19 protein-coding genes are annotated in these 22,539 nt (G+C 67.4%); 10 read left to right on the top strand and 9 right to left on the bottom strand.

What is annotated here, in order from left to right:
* Nucleotides 1-19: 19 nt before the first annotated feature.
* From kdpE to J8I82_RS08965, 4 genes are all read right to left on the bottom strand, one after another.
* Complete coding sequence (gene kdpE, locus J8I82_RS08980; RefSeq protein WP_209756443.1) at nt 20-715, bottom strand: two-component system response regulator KdpE; 696 nt, start codon at nt 713-715, stop codon at nt 20-22.
* Nucleotides 716-3,625, bottom strand: coding sequence for a sensor histidine kinase (locus J8I82_RS08975; RefSeq protein ID WP_209756441.1), 2,910 nt, complete (start codon nt 3,623-3,625; stop codon nt 716-718).
* Nucleotides 3,626-3,902: 277 nt separating this feature from the next.
* Entirely contained in the window at nt 3,903-4,469 is a 567-nt protein-coding gene (locus J8I82_RS08970) for a single-stranded DNA-binding protein (protein ID WP_209756439.1), read from the bottom strand.
* Between the two features lie 278 nt (nt 4,470-4,747).
* Nucleotides 4,748-5,998: an MFS transporter gene (locus J8I82_RS08965; RefSeq protein WP_209756437.1), complete on the bottom strand. Its 1,251-nt coding sequence runs from the start codon at nt 5,996-5,998 to the stop codon at nt 4,748-4,750.
* 409 nt (nt 5,999-6,407) lie between these two features.
* On the opposite strand from J8I82_RS08965, the gene uvrA reads away from it, so the two are divergent.
* Nucleotides 6,408-9,272: an excinuclease ABC subunit UvrA gene (gene uvrA, locus J8I82_RS08960; RefSeq protein ID WP_209756434.1), complete on the top strand. Its 2,865-nt coding sequence runs from the start codon at nt 6,408-6,410 to the stop codon at nt 9,270-9,272.
* A gap of 19 nt (nt 9,273-9,291) precedes the next feature.
* On the opposite strand, the gene J8I82_RS08955 is transcribed toward uvrA, so the two are convergent.
* Complete coding sequence (locus J8I82_RS08955) at nt 9,292-9,894, bottom strand: histidine phosphatase family protein (RefSeq protein WP_209756432.1); 603 nt, start codon at nt 9,892-9,894, stop codon at nt 9,292-9,294.
* Nucleotides 9,895-10,008: 114 nt separating this feature from the next.
* Here J8I82_RS08955 and J8I82_RS08950 point away from each other — a divergent pair, with 114 nt between their 5' ends.
* Nucleotides 10,009-10,494, top strand: a complete 486-nt coding sequence (locus J8I82_RS08950; RefSeq protein ID WP_115679317.1) for an adenosine-specific kinase — start codon at nt 10,009-10,011, stop codon at nt 10,492-10,494.
* 9 nt (nt 10,495-10,503) lie between these two features.
* Here J8I82_RS08950 and J8I82_RS08945 read toward each other — a convergent pair whose 3' ends face one another.
* From J8I82_RS08945 to J8I82_RS08935, 3 genes are all read right to left on the bottom strand, one after another.
* Nucleotides 10,504-12,183 carry a Na/Pi cotransporter family protein gene (locus J8I82_RS08945; RefSeq protein ID WP_209756431.1) on the bottom strand — a complete coding sequence of 560 codons (1,680 nt, stop codon included), beginning with the start codon at nt 12,181-12,183 and terminating at the stop codon, nt 10,504-10,506.
* 169 nt (nt 12,184-12,352) lie between these two features.
* On the bottom strand, nt 12,353-12,964 hold the full coding sequence (locus J8I82_RS08940) for a LysE family translocator (RefSeq protein ID WP_209756430.1): 612 nt from the start codon (nt 12,962-12,964) through the stop codon (nt 12,353-12,355).
* A gap of 46 nt (nt 12,965-13,010) precedes the next feature.
* On the bottom strand, nt 13,011-13,583 hold the full coding sequence (locus tag J8I82_RS08935) for an adenine phosphoribosyltransferase (RefSeq protein ID WP_209756428.1): 573 nt from the start codon (nt 13,581-13,583) through the stop codon (nt 13,011-13,013).
* Nucleotides 13,584-13,743: 160 nt separating this feature from the next.
* On the opposite strand from J8I82_RS08935, the gene J8I82_RS08930 reads away from it, so the two are divergent.
* Nucleotides 13,744-14,322: a DJ-1/PfpI family protein gene (locus J8I82_RS08930; RefSeq protein ID WP_029046786.1), complete on the top strand. Its 579-nt coding sequence runs from the start codon at nt 13,744-13,746 to the stop codon at nt 14,320-14,322.
* A gap of 84 nt (nt 14,323-14,406) precedes the next feature.
* A complete protein-coding gene (locus J8I82_RS08925) occupies nt 14,407-14,796 on the top strand; it encodes a ribbon-helix-helix domain-containing protein (RefSeq protein ID WP_209756426.1) in 390 nt (129 codons plus the stop codon).
* Between the two features lie 19 nt (nt 14,797-14,815).
* On the opposite strand, the gene J8I82_RS08920 is transcribed toward J8I82_RS08925, so the two are convergent.
* The gene (locus J8I82_RS08920) at nt 14,816-16,795 is read right to left on the bottom strand and encodes a monovalent cation:proton antiporter family protein (RefSeq protein ID WP_209756823.1); all 1,980 of its coding nucleotides are present in this window, start codon (nt 16,793-16,795) and stop codon (nt 14,816-14,818) included.
* Between the two features lie 151 nt (nt 16,796-16,946).
* On the opposite strand from J8I82_RS08920, the gene J8I82_RS08915 reads away from it, so the two are divergent.
* From J8I82_RS08915 to hpf, 6 genes are all read left to right on the top strand, one after another.
* Nucleotides 16,947-17,930, top strand: coding sequence for a KpsF/GutQ family sugar-phosphate isomerase (locus tag J8I82_RS08915; RefSeq protein ID WP_209756424.1), 984 nt, complete (start codon nt 16,947-16,949; stop codon nt 17,928-17,930).
* 34 nt (nt 17,931-17,964) lie between these two features.
* Entirely contained in the window at nt 17,965-18,594 is a 630-nt protein-coding gene (gene lptC / locus J8I82_RS08910; protein ID WP_209756422.1) for an LPS export ABC transporter periplasmic protein LptC, read from the top strand.
* A 120-nt stretch (nt 18,595-18,714) separates the two neighbouring features.
* Nucleotides 18,715-19,362 carry a lipopolysaccharide transport periplasmic protein LptA gene (lptA, locus tag J8I82_RS08905; RefSeq protein WP_209756419.1) on the top strand — a complete coding sequence of 216 codons (648 nt, stop codon included), beginning with the start codon at nt 18,715-18,717 and terminating at the stop codon, nt 19,360-19,362.
* A gap of 53 nt (nt 19,363-19,415) precedes the next feature.
* The gene (gene lptB, locus J8I82_RS08900; protein WP_133093642.1) at nt 19,416-20,216 is read left to right on the top strand and encodes an LPS export ABC transporter ATP-binding protein; all 801 of its coding nucleotides are present in this window, start codon (nt 19,416-19,418) and stop codon (nt 20,214-20,216) included.
* A gap of 155 nt (nt 20,217-20,371) precedes the next feature.
* A complete protein-coding gene (locus J8I82_RS08895) occupies nt 20,372-21,850 on the top strand; it encodes an RNA polymerase factor sigma-54 (RefSeq protein ID WP_209756417.1) in 1,479 nt (492 codons plus the stop codon).
* A gap of 48 nt (nt 21,851-21,898) precedes the next feature.
* A complete protein-coding gene (gene hpf, locus J8I82_RS08890; protein ID WP_029046778.1) occupies nt 21,899-22,249 on the top strand; it encodes a ribosome hibernation-promoting factor, HPF/YfiA family in 351 nt (116 codons plus the stop codon).
* Nucleotides 22,250-22,539 lie beyond the last annotated feature (290 nt).

Genomic DNA, 22,539 nt, shown 5'->3' with positions numbered 1-22,539 from the left:
GACCGCTGAAAGTACCGTCTTATCCGGCGAACCGGTAGCCCAGCCCCACTTCGGTCAGCAGGTGGGCCGGCTGCGCCGGGTCCGCTTCGAGCTTGTGCCGCAGGTGTCCCATGTAGACGCGCAGGTACTGGCTGCTTTCCGACTGCGCGGGCCCCCACACCTCGCGCAGCAGTTCGCGGTGCGTCATGACCTTGCCGCGATGCGCGATCAGCACGGCCAGCAGCCGGTACTCGATCGGCGTCAGGTGCACTGCCTGCCCGCCGCGCGTGACCACGCGGTTGGCAAGGTCGACCTGGACCTCGCCGAACGTGACCTGGCTGGAGCCGTGCGCGTCGGCGCGGGCATGCCGGCGCAGCAGCACGCGCAGGCGCGCCACCAGCTCGGCCACGCCGAAGGGCTTGGTCAGGTAGTCGTCGGCACCCGCATCCAGCGCGCCGACCTTGTCGGCTTCGCCGCTGCGCGCGGACAGCACCAGGATCGGCACGGCGGTCCACGTTCGCACCTCGCCGATCAGCTTGAGCCCGTCGCCGTCCGGCAGGCCGAGGTCGAGGATGACCAGGTCGGGCTGCCGCGTGCCGGCCTCGATCAGGCCGCGCTTGAGCGACTCGGCCTCGTGCACCGTGCAGCCCTGGGCCTCCAGCGTCAGGCGGACAAAGCGGCGGATATGCGGTTCGTCCTCGACGAGCAGGATCGTTGGCGAAAAATCGAACGGCATCTAGGCCTCTCCTTGCCTGGTTGGCGACGGCTCGGGCGGCTCGGGCAGAGCGGCCGGCTCCGGCTCGATCGCCGGCGGATTGCCGCGCGGCAACGCGATCGTGAAGCGCGCGCCGGTGCCGTCGTCGGGATGCGCTGGCTGATCCTGCCGCTGCGCCGGCTCCACCCAGATGCGGCCGCCGTGCGCCTGCATAATGGCCTCGCATACGGCCAGACCCAACCCGACACCCGCGGTCGCGGACTCGCGTTCGCCGCGCGTGAATTTCTCGAAGATCTGCCGCTCCCTGCCGCGCGGCACGCCCGGGCCGTCGTCTTCGACCACGACCCAAACCTCGTCGCCCGCAGCCATGGCGGACAACCGGATTTCGGTGCCTGGCGGGGTGTACTTGGCGGCATTCTCCAGCAGGTTGCACAGCACGCGCTCGACCAGTACGGCATCGCACTCCACCAGCGGCACTTGCGACAGGTTGGCCACGACAACGCGGTGGCGCGCCAGCGCTTCGCGCATCGCCGCCACGCTCGCGCCGGCCAGTTCCTCGATCGACTGCCACTCTTGCCTGATGCGCACGTCGCGGCCCTGCAGCCTGGCCATGTCGAGCAGGTTGACTACCATGGTCCGCATGCGGCGCGCCTGCTCCAGCATCGCGGCGACGGTTTCGTCCAGTGGCGGGGCCAGCGGCGGCGTGCCGCGCTGCATGGTTTCCGCCATGCCGATCAGGCTGGTCAGAGGCGTGCGCAGGTCATGCGAGACCGCGGCCAGCAGCGAGCTGCGCAGGCGCTCCGATTCCATCGACAACAGCGCCTGCTGTGCCACCTCGACATAGTGCAGCCGCTCGATCGCGATCGCGATCAGCGTGCAGAACACGTCGGCCTGGCGTCGTAGCGCTGGCTGCGCGAACGCGTGCGGCACCGCAGGCTCTATGGCGAGCACGCCGCGGGTGCGCATCGGCGCCTTCAGCGGCAGGTACAGCACCGTGCTGCCCGGCAGCGTGTCGGTGCCGGTGCCTGCCGGCTGGCCATGGTGGAACACCCATTCGGCAAGCACGCGGTCGATCGAGTCGGTGTGGCCGGTGCTGTCTCCCATGCTGCGCGCCGGGCCGTCATCCGACACCGGCGGCAGCAGCCGCCCATCCGCCGAGACCAGGAAGAAGGCCGAACTGGCATCGAAGGCGGCGCGCAGGAAGCGGCTGCCGATCGCGACGATCTGTTCGGACTGCAATGCCGCCGACAGCTCGCGCGCCAGCTCGTACAGCGTGCGCGCATCCTCTTCGCGCTGCACCGCCAGCCGCGCCTGCTCGCGCAGCCCGGCCGTAAGCTGGCCGATCACCAGACCCACCGACAGCAGCACCAGGAAGGTCAGCAGGTACTGCACGTCGCTGACGGCGAACGACAACCGTGGCGGCACGAAGAAGAAATCGAACGCCGCCACCGCCAGCACCGACGCCAGCGCCGCCGGCCCGCGGCCATGGCGCAGCGCCACGCCGACCACCGCCACCAGGAAGAGCATGACGATATTGACCACGTCGAACCACGGCAGCGCCAGCGCCGACAGCAGCGTCGCGCCCGCGCACCAGACCACGGCCCAGGCGTAGTCCTTGCGCCTGGCGCCTTCGGTGCTTGCCGTGGTTGCCGTGTCGTCGGCGGCATGGCGCGGACGCAGGTCGGCGCGCGTCATGACGGCGGCCACGCGGATGATATCGATCTCGGGGCAGCCGCGCGCCAGCGCATCGGCAAAGCTGGCGCGGCGGCCGGGTAGCCAGCCTGGCCCACTGACGAACGGCGCCAGTGCCAGCCCCAGCAGCGTGCGCGCGCGCTCCACCAGCGAGCCGCCGTGGCGCCAGTCCGCCGGCGCGCGGCCGAGCACGACCTTGGTCAGGTTATGGCGCCGCACGTATCCGGCCACCGCCAGCACCATGTCGTTGCCGGCCAGTGTCTCGGTCCGCGCGCCCAGTTCCTCGGCTAGACGCATTGCCGCCTGCAGGCGCAGCCGCGCGGCTTCGGAACGGGGTGCGAGCCGGGGCTTCGCCACCGTCACCACGTGCCAGTCGCAATCGAGCTGCCCGGCGAGCCGGCGCGCGCTGCGCACCACCTGCTCCGCATCGTCGCCGCTGCCGATGCAGGCAAGCACCGCCTCGCGCGTGCGCCACACCGCCTGCACGGCTTCGGACTGGCGCCAGGCGCGCATATCGTCGTCGATGCGGTCAGCGGTGCGGCGCAGCGCCAGTTCGCGCAGCGCGATCAGGTTGCCCTTGCGGAAGAAGTTGCGCGCCGCATGCCGCGCCTGCTCGGGCAGGTAGACCTTGCCCTCCTTCAGCCGGCGCAGCAGTTCATCGGCCGGCAGGTCGACCAGCACGACCTCGTCGGCGCCGTCGAAGACCGTGTCGGGCACGGTCTCCCACACGCGGATGCCGGTGATGCCGCCGACGGCCTCGTTCAGGCTCTCGAGGTGCTGCACATTGACCGTGGTCCACACGTCGATGCCGGCCGCCTGCAGCTCCTGGATGTCCTGCCAGCGCTTGGGATGGCGGCTGCCCGGCGCGTTCGAATGCGCCAGTTCGTCGACCAGCACCAGCGCGGGACGGCGCGCCAGCGCCGCGTCGAGGTCGAACTCGCTCAGCACGCGCTCGCGGTACGGCACCGCCTTCATCGGCAGGCGCTCGATGCCGTCGACCAGCGCTTCGGTTTCCGCGCGGCCGTGGGTCTCGACCACGCCGATGACGACGTCGACGCCTTGCGCCGCCGCCGCGCGCGCCGCGGCAAGCATGGCAAAGGTCTTGCCGACACCCGCCGATGCGCCGAAGTAGACCCGGAGCTTGCCGCGCGCGGCCCGTGCCGTTTCGGCCTGCACCTGTCTGAGCAGGGCATCGGGATCGGGGCGTGCGCCGGCGGCGCGGAGTTCGGTATCAGGCATGGGAAAGCTCGCGCCCCATGCTAGCAGAACCGCCTGCCCGAAGCGCCGCATCGGCGCCTGGCTGGCGCAGTGCGGCCGGTCACGGCTGGCATCCTTGAGTGAGGCCCGGCATGCAGCTTACCGACTGCGCCGTAAAAGCCGGGTAGAAAGGAAGCGGATCGGCGTAAAAAACGTATAAAAAACACGCCGGCATGGCCAGCGCAGGGAGACGTCTGCGGATATAAAAAAACCCCGCGCAGAGGCGGGGTTGATCTTCTCGGAGTCCGGTTACACGAGATCAGAACGGAATGTCGTCGTCCATATCCTCGAAACCGTTCGACGGTGCCTGCTGCGGGCGACGCGCGCCGCCACCACCCTGGCCGCCGCCCTGGCCGCCCTGGCCGCCCTGGCCGCCCTGGCCACCACGGCCGCCGCCGTAGCCACCACCACCACCTTGCGCTTCACGGCTGTAGCCACCGCCACCGCCACCACCGCCGCCATAGCCGCCTTCATCGCCACCGCCGCCGCCCTGGCGCGAGCCCAGCATCTGCATCTGGTCGGCAACGATTTCGGTCGAGTACTTGTCCTGGCCGGACTGGTCCTGCCACTTGCGCGTGCGGATGCGGCCTTCGATATAGACCGACGAACCCTTGCGCAGGTACTGGCCGGCGATTTCGGCCAGCTTGCCGAACATCGAAACGCGGTGCCACTCGGTGGCTTCCTTCATCTCGCCGGACTGCTTGTCCTTGTAGCGATCGGTGGTCGCCAGGCGAAGGTTGGTGACGGCATCGCCGCTGGGCATGTAGCGGGTTTCGGGGTCGGCGCCGAGGTTGCCGACGAGAATGACTTTGTTGACCGAGGCCATGTGAATGTTCTCCAAAAGCCACGCGCTGTGTTGAAAAGCGTGGCAATACGGTGGCAATACGATGAGGGTGAAGCTGACTGCAAGTGTGATCCGATACTGCGCCGGCGGCTACCGTGGCCGGTTGCCTGGTTCGGCACTGCGCCGTCACTGCGGCGCAGCAACGGGCGCAAGCAACGTAAACGAACATCGCGCCGCCCGGCCGGTGTCGGGTGGCGCGATCATGCTAGGCCATTTTCGGCCCGGAAAGCGTTACGGATTGATGCGATGCCAGGGCAACTTCATGCAGCCTGCGCAGGTGCGGCCTCCTGCCCGCGGGCGGGGGGTGCCTTCATGCTCCAGGCGATTATAAGCCAGAGCAGCAGCACGGCCGCGCAGCCGACGAACACCGCGCTGCGGCCCTCGTGCTTGAGCAGCCAGCCGCCGACGGCGCCGCCCAGGAACAGGCCCAGCGCCTGCGTGGTGTTGTACACGCCGAGTGCCGCGCCGCGCGCGGCCGCGGCGTAGCGCGACACCAGCGAGGGCTGCATCGCCTCCAGCACGTTGAACGCGACAAAGAACAGCAAAAGCACGCCGACGATGGCCCACAGGCCGTGCACCGCTGCGAACAGCAGCTGCACCGCGGTCATCAGCGCCACCGCGCCCAGCAGCACCGGACGTACACGGCCGTAGCGCTCGGCCGCCATCATCGGGCCCAGCATCAGCACGAACGACACCAGCACCACCGGCAGATAGACCTTCCAGTGCTGGTCGAGCGGCATGCCGGCATCGGTCAGCATCGCCGGCACCACCATGAACATGGCCACCTGCGATGCATGGAGCGCCAGCACGCCGACATTCAGCCGCGCCAGGTCGGCGTTGAGCAGCACCTTGCGAAAGGGCAGCCGCACCGGGTGGGGCGCGGGCGGCGTCGGGACCAGGAACAGCGTCACGCCGATGGCCACCAGCCCCAGCACCGACATCAGGCTGAAGATGCCCGGCATGCCGATGCTGTGCAGCAGCGGCGAGGCAATCACCAGCGACAGCGCAAAGGTCAGGCCGATGCTGCCGCCGACCATCGCCATCGCCTTGGTGCGATGGCGCTCGCGCGTGAGGTCGGCGATGCAGGCGGTGATGGCCGCCGAGATCGCGCCCATGCCCTGCAGCGCGCGGCCGGCGATGATGCCCGTCAGAGTATCGGAGAAAGCCGCCACCAGGCCGCCGGCGATGAACAGCAGCAGCCCGGCCACCATCACCGGCTTGCGTCCGATACGGTCGGACAGCCAGCCCAGCGGGATATGCAGGAAGGCCTGCATCAGGCCATAGATGCCCATGGCCAGGCCGACGCGCTGGGCGTCGTGCCCGTCGGGCAGGTTGCGGGCGTATTCGGCGAATACGGGCAGGATCAGGAACAGCCCCAGCATGCGCAGGGCAAAGATGCTGGCCAGCGACACGCTGGCGCGCAGCTCGGTGCGCGTCATGCGTTCGCGGGCGGGAGCCTGGGACGCGCCGGCAGGGCTCGCGTCCGGGGAAGAAGACTGGATCGGCGGCATTGCGATCGTGAGGATCTCTGGAAAGCGGGTCGGCTGGCGGGGCCTGCCGGGTGGCCGTTTTGTGACGGCGTTGGCCGGTATGGCCTCTGGCCGGTGTCCGCCCGCCTTCCGGGTCGCCCTGGAAATGAGGCCGGTGACGGCTCCGCGCCGGGGTTCCCGGCATGCGCCCGTTCTGGGCCGGCTACCCCGGAAACCGAAGTTGGGTATATTAACAGGTTTGCTCCTTCGCGCTTCCCGGGTCACCTGGCCTTGCCAGGGAGCCCCCGGGCGTGTGCCCGGATGCGCATTCTGCCGTCGCCAGCGGCAGGAAGTGCAAGCCAGCGCACTTTGACACTGGGTTTTGCCTTTCCTTCAGACAGCCTCGGCCAGCCCGGCCCGGGCGGCCTGCCTGGCGACGACTTTTCGGCATATGGAAGAAATCAAGATCCGTGGGGCGCGTACCCACAACCTGAAGAACATCAATCTCGACCTGCCGCGCAACCGGCTGATCGTGATCACCGGCCTGTCGGGCTCGGGCAAGTCTTCGCTCGCCTTCGACACGCTCTATGCCGAGGGCCAGCGCCGCTACGTGGAGTCGCTCTCCGCCTACGCCCGCCAGTTCCTGCAGCTGATGGAAAAGCCGGACGTGGACCTGATCGAAGGCCTGTCGCCGGCGATCTCGATCGAGCAGAAGGCGACCAGCCACAACCCGCGCTCGACCGTCGGCACCGTCACCGAGATCCACGACTACCTGCGCCTGCTGTACGCGCGCGCCGGCACGCCCTACTGCCCCGACCACAACCAGCCGCTGCAGGCGCAGAGCGTGTCGCAGATGGTGGATGCAGCGCTGGCGCTGCCGGAAGACACCAAGCTGATGATCCTGGCTCCGGTCGTGGTCGACCGCAAGGGCGAGCACTCGGACCTGTTCGACAGCATGCAGGCGCAGGGCTTCGTGCGCTTCCGCATCCGCTCGGGCGGCGGCACCGCGCACGAGGCGCAGGCCAGGGTGTATGAGGTCGACCAGCTGCCGAAGCTGAAGAAGACCGAGAAGCACAGCATCGACGTGGTGGTCGACCGCGTGAAGGTCCGCGCCGACATCAAGCAGCGCCTGGCCGAATCGTTCGAGACCGCGCTGCGCCTGGCCGACGGCCGCGCGCTGGCGCTGGAGATGGACAGCGGCAAGGAGCACACCTTCAGTTCGCGCTTTGCCTGCCCGATCTGCTCGTACTCGCTGCAGGAGCTGGAGCCGCGGCTGTTTTCGTTCAACAACCCGATGGGCGCGTGCCCGAGCTGCGACGGGCTGGGCCAGATCACCTTCTTCGATCCCAAGCGGGTGGTGGCCTTCCCCAACCTGTCGCTGGCCTCGGGCGCGATCAAGGGCTGGGACCGGCGCAACCAGTTCTACTTCCAGATGCTGCAGAGCCTGGCGGCGTTCTACGACTTCGATACCGAGACAGCGTTCGAAGAATTGCCGGAGAACGTGCAGCAAGTGGTGCTGCACGGCTCGGGCGAGCAGGAGATCCCGTTCACCTACATCAACGAGCGCGGCCGCACCACGGTGCGAGCGCACGTGTTCGAGGGGATCATCCCCAACCTGGAACGCCGCTACCGCGAGACCGATTCCGTCGCCGTGCGCGAAGAGCTGGCCAAGTACCAGAACAACCAGCCCTGCCCCGCCTGCCACGGCACGCGGCTGCGTACCGAGGCGCGCCACGTCAAGCTGGGCGAGAACGAGCAGGCGCGCGCGATCTATGAGATCAACGGCTGGCCGCTGCGCGACACGCTGACGTACTTCCTGACGCTGGACATGCACGGCGCCAAGCGCGAGATCGCCGACAAGATCGTCAAGGAAATCACCGCGCGGCTGAACTTCCTCAATAACGTAGGGCTGGACTACCTGTCGCTGGAGCGCAGCGCCGACACGCTGTCGGGCGGCGAGGCGCAGCGGATCCGGCTGGCATCGCAGATCGGCTCGGGCCTGACCGGCGTGATGTACGTGCTGGACGAGCCTTCGATCGGCCTGCACCAGCGCGACAACGACCGGCTGATCGGCACGCTCAAGCACCTGCGCGATATCGGCAACTCCGTGCTGGTGGTCGAGCACGACGAGGACATGATCCGCGCCTGCGACTACGTGGTCGATATCGGCCCGGGCGCGGGCGTGCACGGCGGCATGATCGTGGCCGAGGGCACGCCGCGGCAGATCGAGGATTCGCCGGCTTCGCTGACCGGGCAATACCTGTCCGGCCAGCGCCGCATCGAAGTGCCGAAGCAGCGTGCCGCCCCGGACGAAGAACGGCTGCTGCGCATCGTCAACGCCAGCGGCAACAACCTGCGCAATGTCACCGCCGAGGTGCCGGTGGGCCTGCTCACCTGCATCACCGGCGTGTCCGGCTCGGGCAAGTCGACGCTGATCAACGACACGCTCTACCACGCCGTGGCGCGCCACCTGTACGGCTCGACGCCGGAGCCGGCGCAGCACGACCGCATCGAGGGGCTGGAGCATTTCGACAAGGTCATCAACGTCGACCAGAGCCCGATCGGCCGCACGCCGCGCTCCAACCCGGCCACCTACACCGGCCTGTTCACGCCGATCCGCGAGCTGTTCGCCGGCGTGCCCTCGGCCAAGGAGCGCGGATACGATCCGGGCCGCTTCTCGTTCAACGTCAAGGGCGGGCGCTGCGAGTCATGCCAGGGCGATGGCGTGCTCAAGGTCGAGATGCACTTCCTGCCTGACGTCTACGTGCCCTGCGACGTCTGCCACGGCAAGCGCTACAACCGCGAGACGCTGGAGGTGCTGTACAAGGGCAGGAACATCTCCGAGGTGCTGGACCTGACCGTCGAGCAGGCGCATGAGTTCTTCAGCGCGGTGCCGGTGGTGCGGCGCAAGCTGCAGACGCTGCTGGACGTGGGCCTGGGCTATATCCGGCTGGGGCAGTCGGCGACCACGCTGTCGGGCGGCGAGGCGCAGCGCGTCAAGCTGTCGCTGGAGCTGTCCAAGCGCGACACCGGGCGCACGCTCTATATCCTGGACGAGCCCACCACGGGCCTGCACTTCCACGATATCGAGCTGCTGCTCAAGGTCATCCACAAGCTGCGCGACCAGGGCAATACCGTGGTCATCATCGAGCACAACCTGGACGTCATCAAGACCGCCGACTGGCTGATCGACATGGGCCCGGAGGGCGGCGCCGGCGGCGGCCAGGTGATCGCGCGGGGCACGCCGGAGGCGGTGGCGAAGAGCAAGGCCAGCTTCACCGGCAAGTACCTGGCGCCGCTGCTCAAGCGCGGCTGACCTGCCGACTGGTCGTGGCTCAGTCGACTCCGGCGGCTGGCAGCACGCGCATGCGCCGCGCCGTGCCGCCCTGCGGCAACTCGATCGCCACGCCGCCACCGCTGTCGGCCCCATGGCCGGTCAGCGCGCTGATCACCACCTGGTGCGTGACCATCAGGTAGGGCCCGCCCCGCGGGTCGAGCCCGTCGATCAGGCGCGACAGCTGCGCGACCTGCGCGTCGCGGCGCGGCGCATCCGCCCCGAAGAACGAATTGAGCAGCGGCTGCACCTGTACCGGCCCCAGGCCGATCAGCCGCGCCGTGTCCTGGCAGCGGCACCACGCGCTGCTCCACACCTGAGTCGGCCTGAAGCCGGCCGCCTTCCAGCTCGTCCCCAGCCGCGCTGCCTGCTCGCGTCCGCGCGCATCGAGATTGCGCTGGGTGGCGCAATCGGCCAGCCGGAACCCGGGCGGGTCGCCCACGCCCGGCGCGCTGGCATGGCGCAGCACCACCAGGACATTCGGGCGCTGCAGCTCGCGCACGGAGATCTCGTGCTGTGATGCCGGACCGACCTGCGCGGCGGCAAGCGTGGGAACCATGGCGACTACGGCAAGCAGGGCAAGCAAGCGGCCAAGGGCAGGCATCGGCTGCTCCGGTGGTGGGTCAACCCTTCCGGTATAGCAGGCGCCGGCTTGCTTTCACCACCTCGCGCCCTACCATGAACCGGACGGCGACACGCATCGCACAGGAGCCCCGCCATGGAACTGACGGTCGTACCGGTCACCAAGCCGGAAGCCACCAACTTCATTTTCGGCCAGTCGCATTTCATCAAGACCGTGGAAGACCTGCACGAGGCACTGGTGGGCACGGTGCCCGGCATCCGCTTCGGGTTGGCATTCTGCGAGGCCTCGGGCAAGCGGCTGGTGCGCTGGTCGGGCACCGACGAGCACCTGATCGACATGGCCTGCGAGAATGCGCGCGCTATCGGCGCGGGGCACAGCTTCCTGATCTTCCTGGGAGACGGGTTCTTTCCGGTGAACGTGCTGGGCGCGGTGCGCGCGGTGCCGGAGGTGTGCCGGATCTACTGCGCGACCGCGAACCCGACGCAGGTGATCGTCGCGCAGACCGATGCCGGCCGCGGCGTGGTGGGCGTGATCGACGGCGCCTCGCCGCTGGGTATAGAAACCGAGGCGGATGTGGCGGAGCGGAAAGCGCTGTTGCGCAAGTTCGGCTACAAGCTGTAGCCGTGCCGCTCAGTGCTGCGCCGCCTGCACGCGCGTGACCGGCGGCACATCGTCTTCCTTCATCCGGCTGCGGTTCAGCACGCCGGCCTGCTCCAGCACCGGATAGGCCGTCGCGCAGAACAGCGAATTCAGCCGCTTCAGCTCGCTGATCACATCGAGATGCAGCGAACTGGTCTCGACGCTTTCTGCTGTCTGCACCGCCACGCGCTGCAGGTGGGTGCGCGCGTACTTGCGCTCCAGCTCGCGGAAGTTGGCCTTCTCCGCCATCAGCGCCTGCGCGCTCTTCAGGTCACCGTTGAGGAACACCGACAAACCCAGCCGCAGGTTGGCCACCAGCCGTGCATGCATTTCGGCGATTTCCTCCATGCCCGCTTCGGAGAACATCAGGTTGTGCGCGATCTTCTTGTCCTTGGTATCGAGCAGGATGCGCTCGATGATGTCGCCGGCATGCTCAAGGTTGATGGTCAGCGAGATGATTTCGGTCCAGCGCTGCCCGTCGCGCTCATCCAGCGCTTCGAGGCTGATGCGGGTCAGGTAGAGCTTGATCGCGGTGTAGAGGTCGTCGACCTCGTTGTCGATGCGGCAGGTGGCGGTGGCCAGCTTGGCGTCATTGGTGCGCATCACGCGCAGCATGTTGTCGAGCATCTGCTCGACGCGGTCGCCGATGCGCAGCACCTCGCGCGCGGCATTGGACAGCGCCAGCGTGGGCGTTGACAGCGCGGCCGCATCGAGATGGCGCGGCGTGACCTGGCTGTCGCCGGTATTGCGTCCGGGCAGCACCTTCTCGCACAGGCGCGCCAGCGGCGCGGTGGCTCCCAGCAGCAGCATCGCCAGCGCCACGTTGAACAGCAGGTGGAAATTGACGACCAGCCGTTGCGGCTCGTTGTCGATCAGCGCCAGCAGCTCCCCCGCCTCGGTCAGCAGCGGCAGTGCGATGAGGCAGCCCAGCAGGCGCGACAGCAGGTTGCCCAGCGTCACGCGCTTGCCCGGCTGGTTGTTGCCCGAAGTAGTCAGCAGCGCGGAGATGCCCGAGCCCAGGTTGGCGCCCAGCACCAGCGCCAGCGCCACGTGGATCGACACCACGCCGGCCGAGGCCAGCGCGCCGCAGAACAGCACCACGGCCAGGCTGGAATAGCACAGGATGGTCAGGAACGCGCCCACCAGCATGTCGAGCCCGGAGTCGCCGGTCAGCGAGGCGAACAGCACCTTGACCCCGGCGGCCTGCACCACCGGGCGCGTGGCAATGGAGATCAGCTCCAGCGCCAGCGTGATCAGGCCCAGCCCGATCAGCACGCGCCCGACGTGGCCGGGCTTGTTGCCCTTCCAGGTCAGGTGGACGATCACGCCGACGAAGATCAGCAGCGGCGACAGCCACGACAGGTCGAGCGAAAACACCTGCACCATCAGCGCGGTGCCGACGTTGGCGCCGAGCATGATCGCCAGCGCCGGCGCCACGGCGATCAGGCCCTGGCCGACGAAGGAACTGACGATGACCGCGGTGGCGTTGCTGCTCTGGACCAGCCCGGTGACCCCGAGCCCGGCCAGGAAGGCGGTGAAGCGGTTGGAGACGCTGGTCGACAACACATGGCGCAGGTTGGCGCCGTAGACGCGCAGGATGCCGACCTTGACGATGTTGGTGCCCCAAACAAGCAGGGCAACGCCCGAGAGCAGATGAAGAAGTACGCCCATTGTGCGCCTCAGTGTGACCGGTGCCGAATTACTGCCGGAGGCGGCCCTGCCCGGTCATCGTGTAGTTGTCAATGAGGCATTATGCGCCCGCCATGGGGCAGCGGCAACGGCACAGGGCAAGGGGTGGGGGCAACAGGCAACACATGCCGCGGCACGGCCGCGGCTGCCCTCAGGGCAGCGCGACCTTGATCCCCAGCCCGACGAAGATCGCTCCCGCGGCACGGTCGAGCCAGCGTCCCGTGGCCGGACGGCGCCTCAGCCATGCGCCCAGCCAGGCCGCGCACAAGCCGAACAGCGAGAACACCACCGCGGTCTGCAGCATGAAGATCACGCCCAGCAGCAGGAACTGCAGCCCGGGATGCGCGGCATCGGTGCGCACGAACTGCGGCAGGAACACCAGGAAGAACAGCGTCACCTTGGGGTTCATCATGTTGCCAAGCACGCTCTGGCGGAACACGCGGCCCAGCGGCACCGCGTCGACGTCGCCGCCCTGCGCCAGCCCGCCCCTGGCGCGCAGCGCCTGGATGCCGATCCAGATCAGGTAGGCGGCGCCGGCATACTTGATCAGCTGGAACGCGAGCGGCGAAGAGCGCAACACCGCCGCCAGCCCGACCGCCGCGATCACGGTATGGAACAGGCAGCCGACCGAGAATCCCAGCGCCGCCACCAGCCCCGCGCGCCGCCCCTGCGCCATGCCGCGCGCGAGCACCTGCAGGTTGTCGGGTCCGGGCGCGATGGTGACTGCGACCGAGGTCAGCAGAAACAGCAGCAGATCTGGCATAAGGGCTCCGTGTCGATCTTGGTGGCGTTGCGTCAGTGAGCGTGGATCAGTGCCCGTCGAAGCGGCACACCGTGAACAGCGGCAGCCCGCCGTTCTGCAGCAGCTTGGAGCCGCCCAGTTCCGGCAGGTCGACGATCGCGGCGCCCTCCACGACCGTGGCGCCCAGCCGCTCCAGCAGCTTGCGTCCCGCCATCATGGTGCCGCCGGTCGCTATCAGGTCGTCGACCAGCAGCACACGGTCGCCGGCCTTGCAGGCATCGGCATGAATCTCGACGGTCGCACTGCCGTACTCCAGCTCGTATTCCTCGGCCACCGTCTGGAACGGCAGCTTGCCCTTCTTGCGGATCGGCACGAAGCCCAGGTTCAGTTCGTACGCGACGATCGCGCCCAGGATAAAACCGCGCGCGTCGATGCCGGCGACGAGGTCCAGTTCGGCGTCCATGTAGCGGTGCACGAAGACGTCGATCAGCACGCGCAGCGTCTTGGGGTCCTGCAACAGCGGCGTGATGTCGCGGAACATCACGCCCGGCATGGGCCAGTCCGGCACGGTGCGGATGCGGTCGCGCAGGTAGCCGGTGACGTCGCCGAGGTCGGGGGACTGGATGATGGAATCTGCCATAGGGTCTGGAAAAATCAGGAGCGCAGGAGCGCGGCTGGCGCGCCGGTGAAAGCTGTCCGCGCCGGCTGCGGTAACGGGCTACCACCCGCGCCGCCGGGCCGGCCAGCACAATAGCCCTGCCGGCTGCCGCCGGACACCCGTAACCATACAGGAGACCGTGATGGCGAAGAAGATACTGATGCTGGTCGGCGACTACGCCGAAGACTACGAGACCATGGTGCCGTTCCAGGCACTGCAGATGGTCGGCCACACCGTCCACGCCGTCTGTCCCGACAAGAAGGCAGGCGCCGCCTGCGCCACGGCGATCCACGACTTCGAGGGCGACCAGACCTACACCGAAAAGCGCGGCCATAATTTCACGCTGAACGCCAGCTTTGCCGAGATCGACCCGGCCGCATACGACGCGCTGGTGATCCCCGGCGGCCGCGCGCCCGAATACCTGCGCCTGAACGCCCGCGTGCTGGAGATCGTGCGCCACTTCGCCCAGGCCGACAAGCCGATCGCCGCGGTCTGCCACGGCGCCCAGCTGCTGGCCGCCGCCGGCGTGCTGGAGGGCAAGGGCTGTTCGGCCTACCCTGCGTGCGCGCCCGAAGTCAAGCTGGCAGGCGGCACCTATGTCGATATCCCGGTCGACCAGGCGCATACCGACGGCAAGCTGGTCACCGCGCCGGCCTGGCCCGCGCACCCGGCGTGGCTGGCCCAGTTCCTTGCGGTGCTGGGCACGCGGATCGTACATTAGAGCCTTCCGCCACGCGGCGACGCGCCATCACAGGGCGGCGCCGCATGCACTCGCGCCGCTCGCGGCGCAGCACGGAGAGCTTCGATGTGTGAGATCTTTATCCGCGCCAATCCGGCCTCGTACCAGACCCAGGCGCGATCGCTGCGGCTGCATGGCGTGGCCACCAGCATCCGCCTGGAGAGCCTGTTCTGGGAAGTGCTGGAAGAACTGGCCACGCGCGACGGCATGACCGTCAACCAGCTGATCGCAAGACTGCATGACGAACTGACCGCTTACCGCGGCAGCGAGGCAGTAGCGGGCAACTTCTCTTCCTTCCTGCGGGTGTGCTGCCTGCGCTACCTGAAGCTGCAAGGCGAGGGGCGGATTCCGGCGGACCAGTCGGTGCCGATCCGTTCACTGGACGCGCGCGCGGTGCTGAACGACATGCCGGAGTCTTGGGTGGAAGCGCGCCCACGCCAGGCGTTCTCCCACTGATGCGCGCCCCGGACGGCGGCTAGCCGTTCAGGATCCGCATCTCGGCGGCTTCCAAGGCTTCCGGCTGGCCGCGCAGCACGACGATATCGCCCGGTTCCAGCACGGTCTCGGGCTCCGGATCGAAGGCGCGGATACCACGCCGGCGCACCGCGGTCACTTCCACACCGATCCGCTCCAGCCCGAGCATGCCCAGGCGCCGCCCCACCGCGGTGGACTGCGGCCCCAGCGATACGGAATGCAGCCGCACCGAATCGCGCTCGACCATGTCTTCATCGTCGTCGCGGCCGTGGAAGTAGCCGCGCAGCAGGCTGTAGCGCGCGTCGCGCGCCTCCTGCACGCCGCGCAGCACATGCCGCATCGGCACGCCCAGCAGCACCAGCGCGTGCGAGGCCAGCATCAGGCTGCCCTCGATGATCTCCGGCACCACCTCGGTGGCGCCGGCCTTTTGTAGGACATCCAGCTCCGAATCGTCGACGGTGCGCACGATCACCGGCAGCGCCGGCTCCAGTTCCTGCACGTGGTGCAGCACCTTGAGCGCCGACGGCGTGTTGGCGTAGGTGACGATCAGCGCCGCGGCGCGGTGGATACCGGCGGCGATCAGCGCCTCGCGCCGGCCGGCGTCGCCGTAGACCACGGTGTCGCCCGCGGCGGCGGCTTCACGCACGCGGTCGGGGTCCAGATCGAGCGCGACATAAGTGATGCCCTCGCGCTCCAGCATGTGCGCCAGGTTCTGCCCGCTGCGGCCGAAGCCGCAGATGATGGCGTGTTTTTCCGTCTGCAGGCTCTGCGCGGCGATGCGGGTCATGTTCAGCGACTGCATCAGCCATTCGTTGGCAGCAAAACGCAGCACGATGGCGTCGCTGTACTGGATCAGGAACGGCGCGGCCAGCATCGACAGCAGCATCGAGGCCAGGATCACCTGGATCAGCACCGGGTCGACCAGGTTCAGGCCGTCGATCTGGTTCAGCAGCACGAAGCCGAATTCGCCGGCCTGCGCCAGCCCCAGGCCGGTACGGATCGCCACCCCCTGGCGCGAGCCGAATACCCGCGCCAGCACCGCGATCAGCACCAGCTTGAACAGGATCGGCACCAGCAGCAGCGCCAGCACCAGCCACAGGTGGTCCAGCACCACGCGGATATTGAGCAGCATGCCGATGGTGACGAAGAACAGCCCCAGCAGCACGTCGCGGAACGGCTTGATGTCTTCTTCCACCTGGTGCCGGTACGGCGTCTCGGAGATCAGCATGCCGGCCATGAACGCGCCCAGCGCCATCGACAGGCCCAGCCGCTCGGTCAGCGCCGCCATGCCCAGCGTCACCAGCAGCAGGTTCAGCATGAACAGTTCCTGCGAACGGCGCGCCGCCACGATGTGGAACCAGCGGCTCATCAGGCGCTGGCCGAGGAAGAAGATCGCGCCCAGTGCCACCACGATCTTGACCGTGGCCAGCCCCAGCGCCATCACCAGGTCGCCGGGATCGCGCGACAGCGCCGGGATCACGATCAGCAGCGGCACCACCGCCAGGTCCTGGAACAGCAGGATGCTGATGATGTTGCGGCCGTGCTCGCTCTCGAGCTCCATGCGCTCGGACAGCATCTTGGAGACGATGGCCGTGGACGACATCGCCAGCGCCCCGCCCAGCGCCACCGAGGCCTGCCACGACAGCGGAAAGAGCCAGTTGAAGGCCCAGCTGGCTGGCACCACCGCCAGCATCGACAGCACCACCTGCGAGCCGCCCAGTCCGAACACCAGCCGCTTCATTGACCGCAGCTTGCTCAGGCTGAACTCCAGCCCGATCGAGAACATCAGGAACACCACGCCGAACTCGGCCAGGTACTTGGTTTGCGCGGTGTCGCTGGCCAGCCCCAGCGCATGCGGGCCGATCAGGATGCCAACGGCCAGGTAGCCGAGCATAGGCGGTAGCTGCAGCATGCGGAACGCGACCACGCCGAAGACGGCAGCGGCCAGCAGCACCAGGGTCAGTTCCAGCGGTGAATGCATCAGGATGGTCGGGTAACCGGCCAGGCGCGCGTCCGACCCGGCACGGGCACCCTGCCGGGGAAACTTGGCAAGCGCGTCGATGCGGCGGGCACGCGGGGGCACATCGAGCCAGCCCCGGGCGACGTCGCATTCGTTGGTATACTTCGACGCCATGATAGCCAATTTCGATGCGGATCGAGCACTCCGGCTCGCCCGCGACACACTCCAGACCGAAGCCGAAGCGGTTTCCGCACTTTCCGGCCGCCTGACCGACGACTTTGCCCGTGCCGTGCAGATGATCCTGCAATGCAGCGGGCGCGTGGTGGTCTCCGGCATTGGCAAGTCCGGCCATATCGGGCGCAAGGTGGCGGCCACGCTGGCTTCCACTGGCACCCCCGCGTTCTTCGTCCATCCGGCCGAGGCCAGCCACGGCGACCTGGGCATGGTCACGCGCGACGACGTGCTGATCGCCTTCTCCAATTCCGGCGAGACCGGCGAGCTGCTGTCGATCATCCCGATCGTCAAGCGCATCGGGGCGCGGCTGATCTCGGTCACCGGCAATCCGGAATCGAACCTCGCCAAGCTGGCTGACGCGCACCTGGACGCCGGCGTGGAAAAGGAAGCCTGCCCGCTCAACCTGGCGCCAACGGCAAGCACCACCGCCGCGCTGGCACTGGGCGATGCGCTGGCGGTCGCGGTGCTGGACGCGCGCGGCTTCGGCGAGGAAGACTTCGCCCGCTCGCACCCGGGCGGCGCGCTCGGCCGCAAGCTGCTGACCCATGTGCTCGACGTCATGCGCACCGGCAATGCGGTGCCCGAAGTCCGCGAGAACACCCCGCTGGCCCAGGCGCTGATGGAAATCACGCGCAAGGGCATGGCCATGACCGCGGTAGTCGATCCCGATGGCCATGCCATCGGCGTCTTCACCGACGGCGACCTGCGCCGCCTGCTGGAAACCCCGCGCGACTGGAAGACCGTGCCCATCGGCGAGGTCATGCACCGCAACCCGCATGTGGTCAACCAGAACCAGCTCGCGGTCGAGGCGGTTCAGGTGATGGAAGCCAACCGCATCAACCAGTTGCTGGTGGTGGACGACGACGGGCGCCTGGTCGGCGCGCTGCATATCCACGACCTGACCCGCGCCAAGGTCATCTGAACGGGGCGCGGAGAAGCACACCGACAAGCAAACCATGCAGGCACTCATCGCCTCCCTCAGCGGCATCGTCATGCGCCTGCTGCCGCTGCTGCTGATGGCCATCGTCGCCGGCAGCACCTTCTGGCTGGTGCAGATCAACTCGCCCAAGGAAAGCCAGGACACGCAGGCGACCAAGAAGCACGAGCCGGACTATTTCATGGACCGTTTCTCGGCCACGGAACTGGCGCAGGACGGCAGTACCAAGATCCGCTTCACCGGCGAACGCATGGTCCACTTCGAGGACGACCAGACCTACGAGGTCACGCGTCCCGCGCTGCGCGCCTATGAACCGGACCGTCCGCCGGTGACGGCGCGGGCCGATCTTGGCCGCATGAACGCCGAAGGCTCGGTGATCGACCTGTACGGCAACGGCCATGTGCTGCGCCAGCAGGGCGCCGATCCGTCCAAGGACCCGCAGCTGACCGCCGCGTCGAGCTATTTCCAGCTGCTGGTCAATGACGACATCGTCAAGACCGACAAGCCGGTAAAGCTGACGCGCGGCCCGTCGGTGATGACCGCGAACGGGCTGATCTTCAACAACGTCACCCGCGAAGTACAATTGCTCGGCAATGTACGCGGCACCATCGTCACCGGGCCGTCTCCGGGCCGTACGCCGGGGCCCTGACCCGGTCCGCGCGGCCGGCCGCCGGCAACGGCAATGCCGCTGCGCGCCCTGCCTGCCCCGCAAGATCCGCCTGACCCGCCCTAACCCGCATCACCACGCCCTCTAGCCACCGCTGCCAACATGACTGCATTCCTGACGACTTCGTCCCGTCGACACGCCGCTCCGGCCCTGCTCGCCACGGCCATGGCCTTCGGCCTGCTGCTGGCCCAGCCCGCGCTGGCCGAGCGCGCGGACCGCGACAAGCCGATGGTGCTGGAGGCCGACAACGCCAGCTATGACGACGTCAAGCAGATCTATACGCTGACCGGCAACGTGGTGCTGACCAAGGGCACGATGGTCCTGAAGTCGGATGCGGCCGAACTGCGCACCGACCCCGAGGGCTACCAGTTCGCCGTGGCCACCGCCAAGGCGGGCAAGCAGGCCTATATCCGGCAGAAGCGCGAGGGTGTCGACGAGTACATCGACGGCTGGGGCGACCGCATCGAATACGACGGCAAGCAGGAGCTGTCCAAGCTGATCGGCCACGCGCGCATGGCGCGCCTGCAGGGCGCCAAGATGCTCGACGAGATCCGCGGCGCGGTGCTGACCTACGACAGCCGCAAGGAGTTCTACACGGCTGCTGGCGGCGGGGATAACACCTCCGCCGCCAATCCGTCGGGCCGCGTGCGCGCGGTGCTGTCGCCGCGGCAGGACCCGAATGCGCAGGGTTCGGGCAGCGGCTCGCCGCTGGACCTGAAGCCGGCGCCCGCGCCCGCCAACAAACCCTGACGCCTCGCGGGGACCGTGTCTCCGCCTGAAACGCTGAACGCCAGACTGTGCCAATGACCGATACCGCCACCATCGCCGAAAAGCCTTCCGTCCAAGCCACGGCCGTCCTCGAAGGCGGCAGCACGCTGGTCGTGCGCCACCTGAAAAAGCGCTATGGCTCGCGCACGGTGGTCAAGGATGTTTCGCTGGACGTGAAGAGCGGCGAAGTGGTGGGCCTGCTCGGCCCCAACGGCGCGGGCAAGACCACCTCGTTTTACATGATCGTGGGGCTGGTGAACCTGGACGAGGGCGATATCGTGCTCGACGGCGACCACATCAGCGGCCTGCCGATCCACGAACGCGCGCGCATGGGCCTGTCCTACCTGCCGCAGGAAGCATCGGTCTTCCGCAAGCTCAACGTCGAGGAAAACATCCGCGCCGTGCTGGAACTGCAGGTGGAGAACGGCAAGCCGCTGGCCAGGGCCGAGATCGACCGCAGGCTCGACGCGCTGCTCGACGACCTGCAGATTGCGCACCTGCGCAACAATCCGGCGCTGTCGCTGTCCGGCGGCGAACGCCGCCGCGTGGAAATCGCGCGCGCGCTGGCATCGTCGCCGCGCTTCATCCTGCTGGACGAACCGTTCGCCGGCGTGGATCCGATCGCAGTGGGCGAGATCCAGCGCATCGTCAGTTTCCTGAAGGCGCGCAACATCGGCGTGCTGATCACCGACCACAACGTGCGCGAAACACTTGGCATTTGCGACCACGCATACATCATCAGTGAAGGCACGGTGCTGGCCGCCGGGCGGCCCGAAGAGATCATCGCCAACGAATCGGTGCGGCGCGTCTACCTCGGCGAAAACTTCCGCATGTGATGTACTGGCCTGCCCGCAGCGGCAGGCCATTGATTCTCCCTGCTTTCGGCCCCATGATCTGGGTGTGGGCCAGCCCACTGCCGGCGTCGATCGAGCCGCGACATTGATAGCAATTTCCGTTCCAACAACGGAAAGATGCGCATAAAATAGGTCGCATGAAACCGTCGCTACAGCTCCGCCTCTCCCAGCACCTGGCACTGACTCCGCAACTGCAGCAGTCGATCAGGCTGTTGCAGCTTTCGACGCTGGAACTGCAGCAGGAAGTCGAACAGGCGCTCACGGAAAACCCCCTGCTCGAACGCGAGAACGACTGGATCGAAAGCCCCCTGCGCGTGGCCGCCGATGGCTCGGTCAACGTGCAGAGCGCGCCGGCGTCGGCACCGGCCGAACCGCAAGGCAACGGTGAGGCGCGCGCCGATGGCGCGGGCGATGACGACAGCTACGGCGACAGCAACAGCGGCGACGACTATGGCGGCGACTGGAGCCTTGACGACTTTGCGCGCCGCCCGCAAGGCGACGAAGACGAAAAGACGCCGATGCAGCTGCGCGAGGCCGAGCCCACGCTGCGCGAATACCTGATGGAACAGCTCACGCCGCTGAAAATTTCGGTGCGCGACAAGGGCCTGGCCATCTTCCTGATCGAATCGCTCGACGACGATGGCTACCTCAGCGCGACGCTCGAAGAGATCTGCGCCGAACTGCCGGAAGAGCTCGAATTCGAGATCGAGGAAGTGCAGGCGATGCTGAGGCTGCTGCAAAGCTTCGACCCGCCGGGCGTGGGCGCGCGCAACGCGGCCGAATGCCTGGGCCTGCAATTGCGCCGGCTGCAGCACCCGCAGCGCGAGCTGGCACTGAACATCGTGCACAACCACCTCGAACTGCTGGCAGTGCGCGACTACACGCGCCTGAAAAAAGCGCTGCAGGTAGACGAGCCTGCACTCAAGGCCGCGCACGAACTGATCCGCTCGCTGGCCCCATACCCTGGCCATGCATACAGCCGCCCGGAAGCCGACTTCGTTGTGCCCGATGTGTTCGTGCGCAAGAGCGGCAGCGGCTGGATCGCGCAGCTCAATCCCGATGTGATGCCCAGGCTGCGCATCAACGACATGTATGCGCAGATCCTGCGCGGCGCCAAGGGCGAGTCGGGAACCGCGGGCCTGCAGCAGAAGCTGCAGGAAGCGCGCTGGCTGATCAAGAATATCCAGCAGAGGTTCGACACGATCCTGCGTGTCTCGCAGGCCATTGTCGAGCGTCAAAAGAACTTTTTCACGCACGGCGAAATCGCCATGCGCCCCTTGGTTTTGCGGGAGATTGCCGATACACTGGGATTACACGAGTCAACCATCTCCCGGGTGACGACCAATAAATACATGGCAACGCCGATGGGTACTTTCGAACTTAAGTACTTCTTCGGCAGCCACGTGTCCACCGAAACCGGTGGCGCGGCTTCATCAACGGCCATCCGCGCCTTGATCAAGCAACTGATAGGAGCCGAAGACCCGAGGAATCCCCTTTCCGACAGTCGCATCGCCGAACTGCTGGGTGAGCAAGGCTTCGTTGTCGCACGCCGCACCGTTGCCAAATATCGCGAAGCCCTGAAGATCCCCGCAGTGAATCTCCGCAAGTCTTTGTAGCCGAGCCCACCGCCTGCCTGGTGAGGCTCTTTCAGAAGGAGAAGCGCTATGAACTTCAAGATCAGTGGACACCACCTTGACATCACGCCGCCGTTGCGTGAGTACGTGGAAACGAAGCTGGAGCGAATCGTCAGGCATTTCGATCAGGTCATTGGCGTTAGCGTGCTGCTCTCTGTCGACAATCACAAGGAAAAGGACAGGCGGCAATATGCGGAAATCAATCTACATCTCAGGGGCAAGGACATCTTCGTTGAAGCGCATCATGAAGACCTGTATGCAGCGATCGACGCACTAGTCGACAAGCTGGACCGTCAGGTACTGCGCTACAAGGACCGCGTGCAAGGCCACGACCGCGAAGCGGTCAAATACCAGATGGCCGCAGCGCAGATGCAGCAATGAGCGTGCCCGGTGGCCCCGCAGAGGGCCGCTGAATCAAGACTGAACAGGCAAGCCGCGCAAAGCGCGGCTTTTTTGCGCCTGCGCCGCTGTGGCGCCAGCGCAAAGGCCTGTCACCCGTTTGAGGCGGAGTGTTCGCAACGGCCGCATCAGGGTGTATGCTGCGCCATACATGCAGAGCCGCATCCTGCCCGCGTCCGGTAAAGGTGCGGAGGCCCACCGGGACGGCGCTGCGCTGCACAATCAGAGGGAGGCCGCTGCTCTATAATGGCCGGACGCCTTGGCGTTGCCGG

It is taken from the genome of Cupriavidus consociatus (assembly GCF_017814975.1).
Classification (GTDB): Bacteria; Pseudomonadota; Gammaproteobacteria; order Burkholderiales; family Burkholderiaceae; genus Cupriavidus; species Cupriavidus consociatus.
Note: the sequence above shows the minus strand (reverse complement) of the source record. Positions and strands in the feature narration are given on the sequence as shown.

Excerpts from the sequence above, each read along its gene's own strand:
- J8I82_RS08965 (WP_209756437.1), bottom strand. The coding sequence starts at position 5,998 with ATGCCGCCGATCCAGTCTTCTTCCCCGGACGCGAGCCCTGCCGGCGCG.
- J8I82_RS08935 (WP_209756428.1), bottom strand. The coding sequence starts at position 13,583 with ATGGCAGATTCCATCATCCAGTCCCCCGACCTCGGCGACGTCACCGGC.
- uvrA (WP_209756434.1), top strand. The coding sequence starts at position 6,408 with ATGGAAGAAATCAAGATCCGTGGGGCGCGTACCCACAACCTGAAGAAC.
- J8I82_RS08950 (WP_115679317.1), top strand. The coding sequence starts at position 10,009 with ATGGAACTGACGGTCGTACCGGTCACCAAGCCGGAAGCCACCAACTTC.
- J8I82_RS08895 (WP_209756417.1), top strand. The coding sequence starts at position 20,372 with ATGAAACCGTCGCTACAGCTCCGCCTCTCCCAGCACCTGGCACTGACT.
- hpf (WP_029046778.1), top strand. The coding sequence starts at position 21,899 with ATGAACTTCAAGATCAGTGGACACCACCTTGACATCACGCCGCCGTTG.
- kdpE (WP_209756443.1), bottom strand. The coding sequence starts at position 715 with ATGCCGTTCGATTTTTCGCCAACGATCCTGCTCGTCGAGGACGAACCG.
- J8I82_RS08945 (WP_209756431.1), bottom strand. The coding sequence starts at position 12,183 with ATGGGCGTACTTCTTCATCTGCTCTCGGGCGTTGCCCTGCTTGTTTGG.
- J8I82_RS08930 (WP_029046786.1), top strand. The coding sequence starts at position 13,744 with ATGGCGAAGAAGATACTGATGCTGGTCGGCGACTACGCCGAAGACTAC.
- lptB (WP_133093642.1), top strand. The coding sequence starts at position 19,416 with ATGACCGATACCGCCACCATCGCCGAAAAGCCTTCCGTCCAAGCCACG.
- J8I82_RS08920 (WP_209756823.1), bottom strand. The coding sequence starts at position 16,795 with ATGCATTCACCGCTGGAACTGACCCTGGTGCTGCTGGCCGCTGCCGTC.
- lptC (WP_209756422.1), top strand. The coding sequence starts at position 17,965 with ATGCAGGCACTCATCGCCTCCCTCAGCGGCATCGTCATGCGCCTGCTG.
- J8I82_RS08970 (WP_209756439.1), bottom strand. The coding sequence starts at position 4,469 with ATGGCCTCGGTCAACAAAGTCATTCTCGTCGGCAACCTCGGCGCCGAC.
- J8I82_RS08975 (WP_209756441.1), bottom strand. The coding sequence starts at position 3,625 with ATGCCTGATACCGAACTCCGCGCCGCCGGCGCACGCCCCGATCCCGAT.
- J8I82_RS08940 (WP_209756430.1), bottom strand. The coding sequence starts at position 12,964 with ATGCCAGATCTGCTGCTGTTTCTGCTGACCTCGGTCGCAGTCACCATC.
- J8I82_RS08925 (WP_209756426.1), top strand. The coding sequence starts at position 14,407 with ATGTGTGAGATCTTTATCCGCGCCAATCCGGCCTCGTACCAGACCCAG.
- J8I82_RS08955 (WP_209756432.1), bottom strand. The coding sequence starts at position 9,894 with ATGCCTGCCCTTGGCCGCTTGCTTGCCCTGCTTGCCGTAGTCGCCATG.
- J8I82_RS08915 (WP_209756424.1), top strand. The coding sequence starts at position 16,947 with ATGATAGCCAATTTCGATGCGGATCGAGCACTCCGGCTCGCCCGCGAC.
- lptA (WP_209756419.1), top strand. The coding sequence starts at position 18,715 with ATGACTGCATTCCTGACGACTTCGTCCCGTCGACACGCCGCTCCGGCC.